The organism is Burkholderia orbicola (assembly GCF_900100915.1).
In the GTDB taxonomy this organism is placed as follows: Bacteria; Pseudomonadota; Gammaproteobacteria; order Burkholderiales; family Burkholderiaceae; genus Burkholderia; species Burkholderia orbicola.
Map to the genome: position 1 here is coordinate 1,426,404 of NZ_FNKW01000002.1, position 13,548 is coordinate 1,439,951.

The window sequence follows — 13,548 nt, forward strand, 5'->3', positions numbered from 1 at the left end:
CCGCACTTTTCTCCCCTTACGAAAGGAGCACACCATGAACGAAGACAAGATCAAGGGCCAGTGGAAGCAGCTCACCGGCAAGCTGAAGGCCAAGTGGGGCAAGCTGACCGACGACGACCTCCAGGTCGCGGAAGGCAATCGCGATTATCTGGCCGGCAAGATCCAGGAGCGTTACGGGATCGCCCGCGACGAAGCCGAGAAGCAGTTGAAGGAGTTCGACCGCGAGCTGTAACGCGCCAGTCGTCTCACCCCGCCGCGACGCACGCCGCGTCGCGGCCACGAGGAGGACCACGACATGGGCAAATATCTGATCGCATGGCTGCTCGGCGTACCGATCGGGCTGCTGGTGCTGTTTTATCTGGTCACGCACCTCTTCTGACGCACGCGACGCGTCGTCAATGAAAACGGGCCGACGGCTGAAACCAGCCGCCGGCCCTTCTCTTTTGCGTGGCGTACGTGACGCGTCGCGCTTACTTCGCCCCGTTCGCCGTCATCTTGAAGATGCCCTGCGCGTTGCCCGCATCGAAGCGCAGGTCGGTCACCCACCGGCGCGCCGCCTGGTCGAACGTGCGCTTGCGCGTGATGAACTCGTAGAACGAACCCGGCACGTTGCGCTTCACCGTGCCGCCGTCGCGGGTGCGGAACTCGCGCTCGACGGTATCCGCGCGATAGGCCGTCTGGAACACGCGGCCCGAGCGCGAGCGTTCGACTTCGGGCTTCATCGGCCGCCCCTTCGCCTTCTCGTCGTCGGACAGCTTGAACACGTCGGCCACGCGGTCGGTCGCGTGATTGAACGCGTTGCCCTCGGTCGCGATCCACGCCATTTCCGCCGATTCCATCAGCAGCGTCTCGTAGTCGAGCTCGTTCGGCACGTCGTGCTGGCGCGCGAACGCGCCGACGATTTCCGGCAGCAGCGCATGGGCGTCTTCGAGCGACAGCCAGCCTTCGCGCTCGACTTCCCACAGCCGCGCGACGGCGGCCGGCGACAGCGGGTCGCGCGACGAGCCGACCACGTTCGTCACGGCCTGCTGGAATTCCTTCGAGAAGCGCTCCGGATGCAGTTCGCTCACGAAGAACTGCGCGATTTCGTCCGGCGCGTCTTCATGCGCATACGCGCGGCCGGTCATGCCGAGCTTGTCGAGCGGGTAGCGGCCGTTCAGGCGGAAGCCGAGCGGACGCAGGATGCGCGTGAACGCCGCCTCGCCCGGCGGCAGTGCGCCCGTGTGCGGCCAGCGCACCGTGCGCAGCGCGCCGTGGTCGAAATAGACCGAGCCGCCGTTTTCGATCGCCTCGGCCGTGTACGCGCGGCCGTTCGCCGAACGCTCGAGCAGCCCTTCGAACAGCGCCATGTTCATCGCTTGCGCGATTTCCGCGCGCGTCACGACGCCGTCTTCCCATTCTTCGAGGATGGCCGGCATGTTGAGGGTCGAGAACAGGGCGTCGGTCTTCGCCTGTCCCAGCAGCTTGGTCAGCAAGCTGTCGATATTCGGATTGCGCATCAGGATTCTCGTCTCGGGGACTCGCCGGCAAACGTGCCGGCCACTCGTCGGCCGGCCGCCCACGGGCGCCAAGCCTTGCATGGCAAGCATTATTCAAAGGGTTGCAGCGGGGCGTAAAGCGAGATTAAATTGATATGTGATGAGTTTTTGGAATTATCAGCCGCTCATCGCCGGCGTTTCGCCCCCGGCGGCGGGCGGGTCCGTTCATCAGATCAATCGAGCATCATGCGCAAATTCAAGATCCCCAACATGGGCGCGCTCGTGGCTTTCGAGGCCGCCGCCCGCCACGAGAGCTTCACGCACGCGGCCAAGGAGTTGTTCCTGACCGAAAGCGCCGTGTCGCGGCAGATCGCGACGCTGGAGGCGAGCCTCGGCGTGCGGCTGTTCGCACGCGTGAAGCAGCGCGTCGTGCTGACGCGCGCCGGCAAGCTGTACGGCACGCAGGTGCGGCGCGCGCTCGAAACGCTCGACCGCGACACGCTGTCGATCATCGCGCACGGCAGCGGCGGCGGCTACCTGGAACTCGCGGTGCTGCCGACCTTCGCGTCACACTGGCTGATCCCGCGCATCAAGAGCTTCTACGACCGCACGCCCGACGTGCGCGTGAACATGGGCAGCCGCACCGACCTGTTCTCGTTCGAGGACACGCATTTCGAGGCTGCGATCCACTACGGCAAGCCGACCTGGCCCGGCACGTCGTCCGACTACCTGTTCGGCGAGGAAGTCGTGCCGATCTGCTCGCCCGCGTTGCTGAACGGGCCGGTCGAGCGCGTCGAGGATCTGCTCGCGTATCCGCTGCTGCATTCGACGACGCGCCCCGGCGCGTGGGCGCAGTGGTTCGAGACGCATGGCGTCGAGGACATCCGCACGATGCAGGGCGTGCGCTACGAACTGCATACGATGCTGATCAGCGCGGCCGCGGCCGGGCTCGGCGTCGCGCTCGTGCCGAAGTTCTTCGTCGAGGAACAGTTGCAGCAGCTCGGCCTCGTCGTGCCGTGCGACGCGGCAACCGTCGGCGATTCGGCGTACTACCTCGTGTATCCGACCGAGTTCAGCCACAGCAAGCCGCTGGAATCGTTCCGCGGCTGGCTGCTCGAACAGGCGAGCGCGTATGCGGCGCCGGAACGCGACACGCAAGACGCCGATGAAGAGGATGACGAAGACGTCGAGTAACGGCGCGGTCGCACCGGTGTCATGACGCGGTGGCGCCGCATGCGTGCCGCGCCGGCACGCCGGCCGAAACGATCTTCACCAGCAGCGCGCGGGCGCGACCGCTCATGCTCGACACGTCAAGCGCGAGCCGGATCATGGGCGCTCGAGTGCGAGGCATCGTGAGGAAGCCCCGCATCGTCGCGCACCGCGTGCGTTACATGTGCCACTTCACCGTGGCGGTCAGCGTGCGCGGATCGCCGGGCATGTTGTACAGGTCCGCATTGCCGTGCGCGGCGATGAAGTAGCGGCGATTGAACAGGTTGTCGAGCGTGAGCGTCACGTCGACCTTCTTGCTGCGATAGCCGGCGCCCAGGTTGAACACCGTGAACGACGGCAGCGTGACGAGGTCGCTCGCCGACGTGTAGCGCGCCGACTGGAACTGCATGCCGGCCGCCGCATAGAAGCCGTACGGCAGCTCGCGCTTGAGCCACAGGTTCGCGCTGTGGCGCGGCATCAGCCCCGGCGTGTTGCTCGATACCGCAAGGCCGGCCGCCGTCGATTGCGCGGAGCCGTCCACCGTGCCGTTCAGGTACGCGTAACCCGCATACACCGACCACTTCGGCGCGATCTCGCCGGTGAAGCCGAGCTCCATCCCGCGTACGTGCTGGGTACCGATCGGCAGCGCATAGCCGGGATTCGCCGGGTCGCCGATCTGCTGGTTGGTCTGGCGCATGTCGAACAGCGCGACGCTGGCCGTCGCCTTGCCGCCGAGGTCGAAGCGTGAGCCGACTTCATACGCGGTGGTCTTCTGCGGCGCGAGCGCGGCGCCGTTCGTGAACGCGCCGGAACTGATCAGCGTGTCGGCCAGCGGCGAGAACGACTGGCTGAACGACCCGTACAGCGTCAGCCAGTCGAGCGGTTCGTAGATCAGGCCGACGCGCGGGCTCCACGCATGGTCGGTGCGATCGAGATTGACGTTCGACGACGTGTAGTCGTGGCGGATCTGGTTCAGGTAGTCGAAGCGCAGGCCGGCGAGCACCTTCCAGTGTTCGGTCAGCGAGATCAGGTCCTGCGCGTACACGCCCGCGAGCCCGACGACGGTCGACGCGTTCGTCTTCGCACGCGTGCCGGTCGGCACGCCGGGCAGGACGACCGGCTGCGGATTGAAGAGATCGTAGGTCGCGACCTTCGACACGCTGTAGATCGTGTCGAACTTCTGCTGCTGCGACAGTTCCAGCCCGTACAGCAGCTCGTGGCGCATGCCGAACAGCGACGTCTTCTGCGTGAGTTCGAACAGCCCGTCGATACCGTGATCGGTGCGCTGGCGCGTCGACTGGTCGAGCGTGACGACCGGGTGCGCGGCGGTCTTGATCGGCTCGTACGTCACGTAGTTCTTCCGCTCGAGCGAGAAGTCGTACGCGCGGATCGCGCCGTGGAACGACAACGAATCGTTGAAGCGATGATCGAGCGACACCGTCGCGCTTTTCGCGGAGACGTCGTTGTACGAACTGTTCACCCCGTCGGCCGACCCGTAGTACGTGTTGATCGGCACGTCGACCGGCCGGCCGAGATACGCGGGGATCCCCTGGTCGGACGTGCGGCGGTCGTGCAGGTAGTCGAATTCGACGTTCAGCACCGTGTCGCGGTCGAGCTTGAACTGCGCGGACGGCGCGATCGCCTGCCGGTTGAGCTGGAACTGGTCGCGGAAGCTGTTCGAATTCTCGGCCGCGCCGGTCATGCGAAAGCGCGCCGCGTCGTTCGCGTTCCAGCCGAGGTCGAATTCGCCGCGCCGCTCGCCGCGCGTGCCGAGCGTCACGCCCACGTCGTTCACCGGGTTCGCGAGCGGCCGCTTCAGCACGCGATTCACGATGCCGCCCGCCGAGCCGCGTCCGTACAGCACGGCCGCCGGCCCCTTCAACACTTCCACGCGATCGACGTTCGACAGGTCGCGGTAGTACAGCGCGTCGTCGCGAATGCCGTCGACGTACTGGTCCGTGATGCTGTTGAAGCCGCGGATCGTGATCTGGTCGCGCTGGCCGTCGCCGACCGAGAAGCCGACACCCGGCACGTTGCGCAACGCGTCCTGCAGCGACGTCGCGTTCTGATCCTCGATCACCGCGTGCGGCACGACGTTCACGGTCTGCGGCACGTCCATCAGCGACATGTCGGTCTTGGTCGCCGCGCGCGAATGGCCGCCGTCGTACGACGCATGCTCGGCGGCCGCGTTGACGGAAATCGCGGGCAGGGTCGCCGCGGCGTCGGCCGCCTGCGCGCAGGCGGCGCGTGTGCCGGCAAGCGACGAGGCGATCAGAAGGACGTGGCACGCGCTCTTGTTGAATTTCATCGTTGAAGTAAAGGCAGAGGGAAAATGGTGAGCGCAAACGCGTGCGGCCGACGCAGGGTCATCAGCCGGCGACTCGACAGGCGAACGCGTGTCTACGCACAACGGACGGCGCACAGAGAATCGCCTCGTCGCCCCGGCCGGCATGCCCGGCACGAAAACGCCGTTGCGACGCGTCACGGCTCGTAATGGAGCGAAATATTAAACGAGAATGATTCGCGTTATTAATCAATTTCCAACATGTCGCCTTCGTGCAACGTACCTCCGGCTAACACTGCGGATTCCTGACGAATAACTTTCAGTTTTGCGCATCGACGCGCGGATTTCGTAAAGAAATAGAAAGAAATTGAGCGGGCGCGGTGCGTTATGACCGTATGGATCGAAGGGCTGCTTGGGATGCGTCGTTCGAGGACATGCACTTCGGGCGCGATCCACGACGGCAAGCCGACCTGGCGAGCGCGTATGCGGCGCCGGAGTGCGATACGAACGAGGCCGATGAGGAAGACGACGAGGACGTCGAATGACGCGAGCCATTGCGACATCCCGCCGGCGCGTCGACGGGCCGGCGGGGCCCGTCGACGCCGGGTCTTACTTCAGGCGGCAATCGCGAACGGTCGCGATCCCCGATGCAAAGTCGCCCACGCAATGCAGCGTGACGCGCTTGCCGACCAGCCGCTGCGCCTTCTGTTCGGCCGCCGCATCGACGAACGACGCGCGCACCGCCTGATCGGCATCCACGTCTTCGCCGATCTCCGCGAGCGTCTTGCCTGTGAAGCCCTTCTCGAGACCGAGCAGCGTGCCCGTCAGCGCGACCGGCTGGTCGAAATACTTGTCGCCGCCCGAACCCGTATAGGCCTCGATCATCTGCGCGGCCGATACCTTGAGCTCGCCTTTCGCGGCCATGGCGCCCGAGACGATCGTCAGCGCGAGGGCGGCAAGTGCGATTCGTTTCATTGCGTGGTTTCTCCGTGGTTGAACAGTGTTTTGAAAAAGTTGGCGCTCGCGCGCCGGCGGAACACGACGGCCCTGCACGCACGCGCCCCGTGTCCGCCCCACGGGCAACACGACGGCGCACGACGTGCACGGCCTGACGGTTATTTGCGTGGGGCTGCTTCGATCAGCGCGACGGCCCTGCGGTCGTACACGTCGGGCGTCGCCTTCGCGCCGCGCGCGACCGCTTCGCGCACGCTGCCGGTGGCGTCATCCTTACCCGCGCCGATCAGCGCGGGCGCATCCGGATCCGCGCCGGCATCGAGAAGCGCCTTCACGCAGTCAGGGTTGTGCACGATCGCCGCGCGCAGCAACGGCGTCTCGCCCCAGCGGACGCGTTGCTCGCCCAGCCGCGGCTCGATCGGCGTGCCGGGTTCATGCAGGATCGCGATGCGCTCGGCCGCGGTCGGGTCGGGCTGACCGTCCAGTTCGTAGCGTCGCTCGCACACGAAGCTGAGCGGCGTCTGTCCGGTCTTCGCATGCGCGTACGGATCGGCGCCGGCGTCGACCAGCAGCTTGAGGATGTCGAGATCGGATGCCGCGCGTCCGGTCAGCACCGTGTATCCATTCGGGTCGGTGGCGCGGGCATCGGCGCCAGACTTCAACAGCATCCGGACGAGCTCGGGCGACGGGGTATACGCATTCGCGGCCATCGCCAGCGGCGGCTCGCCGCTCGGTGCGATCGCGTTGACGTTCGCGCCCGCGCCGATCAGCAGGCGGATCGTTTCGAGCTGGTCGGGCTTGAGTTCGCCGAGCGTCGCGTTGCTGATCGCGTACGTCAGCAACGTCCAGCCCTTGGGCGACATCGGCATGTTGATCGCAACGCCGGACGCGATGAACAGTGCAACGACGTCCGGCACCTGGCTGACGACGGCCAGCCCCATCGGCGTGAGTTCGGCATCCGGCATCGCGTAGCGCTGCTTCGCCGTCTTGTCATACGGACGCGCGCCCTGCTTGAGCAGCGCGCTGACGCGCGCCAGGTTCCGCGGGGTTTTATCCGCCGCGTAGTCGCCCATGGCGACCATCAGCTTCCATTCCTTGCCTTCCAGCGCGTAGCTCGCACTGGACAACGCCATTCCGGCGCACAGGCACGCCACCCCCCGTGCCAGCACGGTAGCGGCTTTTTTCGTTCTCGACCGCATGAACGCTCTCAGTATCGTTGTGTGTATTCGTGGCGCTGTCGCGCGCCGACATGATCGACGAAATACCGCACACGCACAATGTTCGCGCGATACCTTCTAAAGACAGGACGGGAAAGCAATCAGGAAGACGAGGATGGGAAGCGACGCGTGTGGCACGCTGCGAATGTCCGGTGCGCGCCGGACCGGGCAACCCCGACCCGGCGCTCCGGGCAGCCGACCTCGTATCGGCGGCGCGGCGGATCTTCTTCTGTTCTTCACTACGTCTGCTCTCAGGTTCACTGCATTTTTTTCCTCACCGCGTCGGGCCATTATCCGCTCAATTCAGCCGAAGTAAAACGTTTGCGGTTGCACCCACGCTGTTATACCGGCAATTCGGCAACAGTCTTTCCAAATGCTTACGGTCATTTCGACGCGATAGCACCCAGGTTGCATTCATTGCGGCGTTCCTTTTAAATGGAACTGGTTCCATTCATTGAATCGGCCATGTTCGTGCGTGACGAGCAGCCCCGTGCGCGTCATGATGCCGATTCAGGATCGAGGATCATTCCGCTCAGGATTTCGCATCGCCCGTCCTTCCCGGACACCCCGTCAAACGAGACCGTCATGCCCGATTCCGCCTCCCTGCAGCATCTGTTTCCCGCCTTGCAAGAGATTCCCGCCGAATTCCGGCTGGCTTCGCCGATCCACCAGCGCGTGTCGCTCGTCGACGGCGAATTGCGACCGTGGGACGGCGCAACCAAGACCGTGCTGTCGCCGGTATGCGTGCGACAGGCGGACGGCAGCGTCGAGCAGGTCGAGATCGGCAGCTACCCGGTGATGGGCGAAACGGAAAGCGACGCGGCGCTCGACGCCGCCGTGCGCGCGTACGACGCCGGCCGCGGCGAGTGGCCAACGATGAAGGTCGAGCAGCGCATCGCGTGCATGCAGGACTTCATCAAGCGGATGGTCGCGCAGCGCGAACTCGTCGTGAACCTGATCATGTGGGAGATCGGCAAGAGCCTCGCCGATTCGCAGAAGGAGTTCGATCGCACCGTCACGTACATGACGCAGACGATCGACGCGCTGAAGGAGCTCGACAACGCGAACTCGCGCTTCGTGATCGCGGAAGGCACGATCGGCCAGATCCGCCGCACGCCGCTCGGCGTCGTGCTGTGCATGGGCCCGTACAACTATCCGCTGAACGAAACCTTCGCGACGCTGATCCCCGCGCTGTTGATGGGCAACACCGTGGTGTTCAAGCCGCCTCAGTACGGCACGCTGCTGTTCGAGCCGCTGCTGGAAGCGTTCCGCGATGCGTTCCCGAAGGGCGTGATCAACACGATCTATGCGCCGGGCGCGGTGGTCGTGCCGCACATGCTCGCGTCGGGCAAGATCAACGTGCTCGCGCTGATCGGCTCGAGCAAGGTCGCCGATCACCTGAAGAAGCAGCACCCGAAGTCGCACCGGCTGCGCGCGATCCTCGGCCTCGACGCGAAGAACGCGGCGATCGTGCTGCCCGACGCCGACCTCGACCTCACCGTGAAGGAGTGCCTGCTCGGCGCGCTGTCGTTCAACGGCCAGCGCTGTACCGCGCTGAAGATGCTGCTCGTGCATCGTTCGATCGTCGACGAATTCCTGAAGCGCTTCACCGCCGCGCTCGAACAGTTGAAGATCGGCATGCCGTGGGAAAAGGGCGTCAGCATCACGCCGCTGCCCGGCATGCATCGCACCGCGTACATGACCGATGCGATCGATGACGCGAAGGCGAAAGGCGCACAGGTCGTCAACCATCAGGGCGGCGAATTCAGCAAGACGCTGTTCTACCCGGCCGTCGTGTATCCGGTGTCCGAAGGGATGAAGCTGTACCGCGAGGAGCAGTTCGGGCCGATCATTCCGGTCGCGCCGTTCGACGACGTGGAAACCGCGCTCGACTACGTGACGACGTCGGAGCACGGCCAGCAGGTCAGCATCTTCGGTTCCGATCCGGCGCAGATCGGCGCGCTCGTCGATCCGCTCGTGAACCAGGTGTGCCGCGTGAACATCAACTGCCAGTGCCAGCGCGGGCCCGACGTGTTCCCGTTCGCCGGGCGCAAGGATTCGGCGGAAGGCACGCTGTCGGTGAGCGACGCGCTGCGCGCGTTCTCGATCCGCTCGATGGTCGCGGCGAAGCAGACCGACAGCAGCAAACAGTTGCTCGACTCGATCGTGTCGGATCACCACTCGAAGTTCATCAATACGGGCTTCATCTTCTGAAGCCGGCTTGACCGCTACCGGAGCCTCCGTCGCACGCCAATGCGGCGGAGCGCTTCCGGCACACGCTGCGCGGCTAGACGTTCGTCACCAGCAGCCGAACGCCCGCCACGCCGAACACGACGGCCAGGCAGGCTTCCATCGCACGCCGGCCGCGCACGTACAGCCGGCGCGCCCCGTCCATCGAGAACACCAGCGCATAGCCGCCGAACACCAGGCAGCCGATCGCCAGGCAGCCCGGCACGACCGCGCCATGCGCGCCGCCCGCGCCGTTCGACGACAGCGCGACGATCGACACCCACACGAGAATCGCCTTCGGATTGGTCAGGTGCAGCATCGCGCCGCGCACGTAGAAGCGCGACAGCCGCTGCTCGCGCGCCGCGTTCGCCGCTGCCGCCGGCGGCCCCGCCAGCGCCGTGCGGCCCGACTTGAACGCGAGCCACAGCAGGTACAGCCCGCCAAACACCTTGATCGCGACCAGCAGCTTCGACCACGCGAGCAGTGCGGCCGAGATGCCGAGCGCCGCCACCGTCGCCCAGAACATCGACCCTGAAATCACGCCGAGCGCGAATGCGAGCGCCGCCTTGCGGCCCTGGTTCGCGGCGACCGACATGATCGCGAGATTGCTCGGCCCGGGGCTGGCCGTGCCGATGAAATAGGCCGTGTAGGCGAGCAGCAGGTTGGCCGAAAAGAAGGCGTGGACGTTCATATCGAACCTCGCGGGGATGATCGGGAGATTGTTGGCAAACCTGCACCGTCTGCCCATGGACAATTACGCGGCCAATCGCTGGGCCAGTTGCGTGGCCATGCAACCAATCGCCGCGCCGAACCGTCTCTGTTTTGAAACAACTGGCGCATTCGCCGCCGGTTCGCGCGATGCGGCGGCGTGCGCTCCCTGCAGCCGTTTCCCGTCGGCGAACGCACGGCGGGCATGGCCGCACCGCGCGGCGCGCATCGTTCCGGCCGTTCGCCGGCACGAGCGCGCGATGCGCTCGATGCCCGCGTTACGTTACATCCGTGAAGCATTTCGCGTCGCCGCGCCGCGTCAGGCGCCCGACGTCGCTTACCTGCCGCCCGTAGATGCCCTCCTCGATCGCCTGCGCGATCCAGTCCCGGCGGGACTCGCCGACCGATGCCGGATCGCGGCTCAACATTGCTCAACAATCGTCCGGCGGGGCTGGTACGGAATCTGCATTCCGTTCGGGCAGAAGCCGCGCCCGGTACCGCGCGGACATGAATTCACCCTCGGGCGCTCCCACGGATACGCCCGTACGCTATGCACACGCAACGAGGCTCTTCATGGATGCGCAGCCCAATTCGTCCGATACGTCGTTCCAGCTCTTCCTCGCGAAGGTGCTCGAACAGCCGCTGCCCGACTGGACCGAAAAACAGCAGATGGAACTCGAGATGGCGCGCACGCTGTCGACGCAAATGGTCACGCTCGCCGAAGACATGCGCGGCCGCACGCCCGATCTTGCGCGCTGCCTCGTGCTGCTCCGCTACGCGAAGGTGCTCGACTTCATGCTGACGTCGCTCGCCGCGCACCGCGACATCCATCCGCAAACGCTGCGCACGCTGTTCCGGCTCGCGAACCTGAAGGTCGACGATGCGTATCCGGTGTGAGCGGGCGCAACGGCTCGGGGGCCGCGCAGGACCGTCGCGGCAACGCCGGCCATACACGATTCGCGCGAGTGTCGGATAACCTCGCCGCATGAGCGTTGGAAATAGAAACCGGACATCCCGGCCAGCCGGCGAATTCGGCTTCTTCATGAAGCAATACGGTCGCAACGTGCGGAAGCATCCCGATCGAACGATCGCCGCTACGCTCACGCCACCGAGCACATGATGAAGCGACTGTCGCCGGCCGATCGCGCCGATCTGCTGGCCGACGGCGAACGGGACGTCACCCCTGGCTCCCCCCTGACTTGCCCCACTCCACACGCACGGCCCGCCTGCCCCTCCGCGCAAACGGAGGTACAATCGCGCGCCATGAACGCACTTCGCCGCTTCCTGCTCCGGCCAGGCGTCGCGCGACAGTGGCTGTGGGGGTTCCTCCTCGTGACGCTGCTGTCCCGCGCGCTGATGTCGGGCGCCGTGATGCTCGATCCGGACGGTCCGGATGCGGGCTCGGTGGTGCTGTGTTCAGGCCAGGGCCCGCTGATCGTCACCGCCGCCGCGCTGGCCGCCCGCTTCGACGCGAGCGCGCCGATCACGCCGGCCAACGATGCGCTGGCGCTCGTCGATGCACTGAAGCACGACGCGCACGCCGACAAGGCGGCGTCTTCCGGTAACGGCGACAGCCTGTGCGCATTCGGCGCCGCGCTGTTCACCGCGATCGCATCGTTCGTGCTGCTGGTGCTGCTGTTTCCCGCGGCGCCGCCGCGACGCTTCCGCGTTCACTTCGACAGTCTTCCTTTCGTGCGATCGGTATTCGACGATCGCCCGCCCTCCCGCGCCCCTCCTCGGTTCTGCTGAACGTTCCGCCCTGTGGCGCAGGCACGTCGACGTGCCTGCGCGTTCACGCCGTTCGTTTCACCCGACCTGATTCACGCGTTCACCCGCCTGCCCGCATCGCACGGGCGACGCCGCCCTGCGCCCTGTTCGCGCAGCGTGCCGCGCCGCCTGCTGCGGCGATGCCCGCACGCGAGTGCGACGCACGTTGACGGCCGCCGGCCCGCGCCGGCCCCGCCGCTCGACGAACCGAGGAGTTCACACCATGTCGACCACCGTCGATCGGGCCATCTCGCCCGCCCGTTCCGCCAGCGCCGGTTACCGGACGCTCTGGCGCTGGCACTTCTACGCCGGCCTGTTCGTGATGCCGTTCCTCGTGATCCTCGCGATCACCGGCACGCTCTATTGCTTCCAGCCGCAGATCGAGCCGCTGCTGTATCCGCATCGGCTGGTCGTCGAACCGCGCGCGACGCCGCGGCTCGATGCCGACACGCTGCTCGCCCGCGCCCGCACCGCGATGCCGGCCGACGCCACGCCGGTTTCCGTGCAGGTCTCCACCGCGCCGGACCGCAGCGCCGAGTACGTGTTCCGGTTGCGCGACGGCAGCCGCGAGAGCGTGTACGTGAACCCGTACGACGGCAGCGTGCTCGGCACGCTGAGCGTCGAGAACCGCTTCATGCAGGTCGACCGGATGCTGCATCGCAAGCTGCTGCTCGGCAAGACCGGCGAGTTGCTGATGGAGCTCGCCGCCTGCTGGACCTTCGTGATGATCGGCACCGGCATCGCACTGTGGTGGCCGCGCGGCGCGGCACGCGTCGGGCGCGCGCTGCGGCCCGACCTGTCGCTGCGCGGCCGGCCGCTGTGGAAGAGCCTTCATGCGACGGCCGGCATCTGGCTCGCGGCCGGCACGATCGCGTTCATCCTGACCGGGCTGCCGTGGTCGGGCTCGTGGGGCAAGAACTTCAAGGCGCTCGCCGCGACCGTGAACCTCGGCGCGCCGGAAGGCGCGTGGGGCGGCGCGTCGATGCGCTCGACACGCCCGGGTGCCGCCGCGACGGCCGCGCATGCGCCTGCGCAGGCCGCCGCGCCGTCCGGCCATCACCACGATTCCGGCGAATCGATGCCGGGCATGGTGATGGACGACCTGCCGTTGCCGCAAACGCCGTGGGCGGTCGGCAACGTGCCCGTGCCGCATTCGCCGGCCGCGCCCGCGCCCACACCCGCGCCGCTGCCGCTGGGCCGCGCGATCGCGATCGTCGCCGGGCTCGGCGTGACGAGCGGCTACACGCTCGCGCTGCCGTCCGGCCCGGACGGCGTGTTCACCGCGTCGTACTTCCCGGCCGATCCGAAGGCCGAACGCACGATCTACGTCGACCAGTACAGCGGCGCCGTCTTGAAGGACATCCGCTATGGCGACTACGGCGCGGTATCGAAAGCGGTGTCGTACGGCACGTCGCTGCACATGGGCCGTTATTTCGGGCTCGCGAACCAGATCATTTGCGCGGTGCTGTCGCTCGGGCTCGCCGCGATGGCCGTCACGGGCACCGTGATGTGGTGGAAGCGCCGCCCGGCCGGGACGCTGGGCGCGCCGTCGCGCGAACGCGGCACGCCGCCGATGCGCGGCTGGCTCGCCGGGCTCGTGCTGCTCGGCCTCGTCTTCCCGTTGATGGGGCTGACGATCGTCGCGGTCTGGTTGCTCGACCGGCTGCTGTTCGGCCGCGCGGCACGCGCCGCGGCGTGACCG

At 66.7% G+C, this 13,548-nt stretch carries 13 protein-coding genes; 6 read left to right on the top strand and 7 right to left on the bottom strand.

From position 1 onward, the window contains the following. Nucleotides 1–34: 34 nt before the first annotated feature. The gene (locus BLS50_RS23365; protein WP_006479804.1) at nt 35–232 is read left to right on the top strand and encodes a CsbD family protein; all 198 of its coding nucleotides are present in this window, start codon (nt 35–37) and stop codon (nt 230–232) included. 238 nt (nt 233–470) lie between these two features. Here BLS50_RS23365 and BLS50_RS23370 read toward each other — a convergent pair whose 3' ends face one another. Further along, nucleotides 471–1,499 carry a DUF1338 domain-containing protein gene (locus tag BLS50_RS23370; protein WP_074804385.1) on the bottom strand — a complete coding sequence of 343 codons (1,029 nt, stop codon included), beginning with the start codon at nt 1,497–1,499 and terminating at the stop codon, nt 471–473. A 225-nt stretch (nt 1,500–1,724) separates the two neighbouring features. Here BLS50_RS23370 and BLS50_RS23375 point away from each other — a divergent pair, with 225 nt between their 5' ends. Further along, nucleotides 1,725–2,672, top strand: a complete 948-nt coding sequence (locus BLS50_RS23375) for a LysR family transcriptional regulator (protein ID WP_074804387.1) — start codon at nt 1,725–1,727, stop codon at nt 2,670–2,672. A gap of 193 nt (nt 2,673–2,865) precedes the next feature. Here BLS50_RS23375 and BLS50_RS23380 read toward each other — a convergent pair whose 3' ends face one another. The 4 genes from BLS50_RS23380 to BLS50_RS23390 form a co-directional block, all read right to left on the bottom strand. Then, nucleotides 2,866–4,995: a TonB-dependent receptor gene (locus BLS50_RS23380; RefSeq protein WP_012338782.1), complete on the bottom strand. Its 2,130-nt coding sequence runs from the start codon at nt 4,993–4,995 to the stop codon at nt 2,866–2,868. A gap of 221 nt (nt 4,996–5,216) precedes the next feature. Further along, nucleotides 5,217–5,534, bottom strand: a complete 318-nt coding sequence (locus tag BLS50_RS35510) for a hypothetical protein (RefSeq protein WP_124621103.1) — start codon at nt 5,532–5,534, stop codon at nt 5,217–5,219. Nucleotides 5,535–5,580: 46 nt separating this feature from the next. Then, nucleotides 5,581–5,946 (bottom strand): hypothetical protein, encoded by a 366-nt coding sequence (locus BLS50_RS23385; protein ID WP_011694512.1) that lies wholly within the window; start codon nt 5,944–5,946, stop codon nt 5,581–5,583. A gap of 140 nt (nt 5,947–6,086) precedes the next feature. Then, a complete protein-coding gene (locus tag BLS50_RS23390) occupies nt 6,087–7,058 on the bottom strand; it encodes an ankyrin repeat domain-containing protein (RefSeq protein ID WP_012338783.1) in 972 nt (323 codons plus the stop codon). Between the two features lie 669 nt (nt 7,059–7,727). Between BLS50_RS23390 and BLS50_RS23395 the strand changes: the two genes are divergently transcribed. Beyond that, a complete protein-coding gene (locus tag BLS50_RS23395) occupies nt 7,728–9,356 on the top strand; it encodes an NADP-dependent glyceraldehyde-3-phosphate dehydrogenase (protein ID WP_011694510.1) in 1,629 nt (542 codons plus the stop codon). Between the two features lie 73 nt (nt 9,357–9,429). Here the strand turns inward: BLS50_RS23395 and BLS50_RS23400 are convergent, their stop codons facing one another. Both BLS50_RS23400 and BLS50_RS36045 read right to left on the bottom strand, forming a co-directional pair. After that, entirely contained in the window at nt 9,430–10,062 is a 633-nt protein-coding gene (locus BLS50_RS23400) for a LysE family translocator (RefSeq protein ID WP_074804389.1), read from the bottom strand. Nucleotides 10,063–10,357: 295 nt separating this feature from the next. Then, complete coding sequence (locus tag BLS50_RS36045) at nt 10,358–10,507, bottom strand: hypothetical protein (RefSeq protein WP_166488163.1); 150 nt, start codon at nt 10,505–10,507, stop codon at nt 10,358–10,360. Between the two features lie 145 nt (nt 10,508–10,652). On the opposite strand from BLS50_RS36045, the gene BLS50_RS23405 reads away from it, so the two are divergent. From BLS50_RS23405 to BLS50_RS23415, 3 genes are all read left to right on the top strand, one after another. Continuing rightward, nucleotides 10,653–10,976 (top strand): hypothetical protein, encoded by a 324-nt coding sequence (locus tag BLS50_RS23405; protein ID WP_006484612.1) that lies wholly within the window; start codon nt 10,653–10,655, stop codon nt 10,974–10,976. A gap of 366 nt (nt 10,977–11,342) precedes the next feature. Then, nucleotides 11,343–11,828: a hypothetical protein gene (locus BLS50_RS23410; protein WP_011694508.1), complete on the top strand. Its 486-nt coding sequence runs from the start codon at nt 11,343–11,345 to the stop codon at nt 11,826–11,828. 241 nt (nt 11,829–12,069) lie between these two features. After that, a complete protein-coding gene (locus BLS50_RS23415; protein WP_074804391.1) occupies nt 12,070–13,545 on the top strand; it encodes a PepSY-associated TM helix domain-containing protein in 1,476 nt (491 codons plus the stop codon). Nucleotides 13,546–13,548 lie beyond the last annotated feature (3 nt).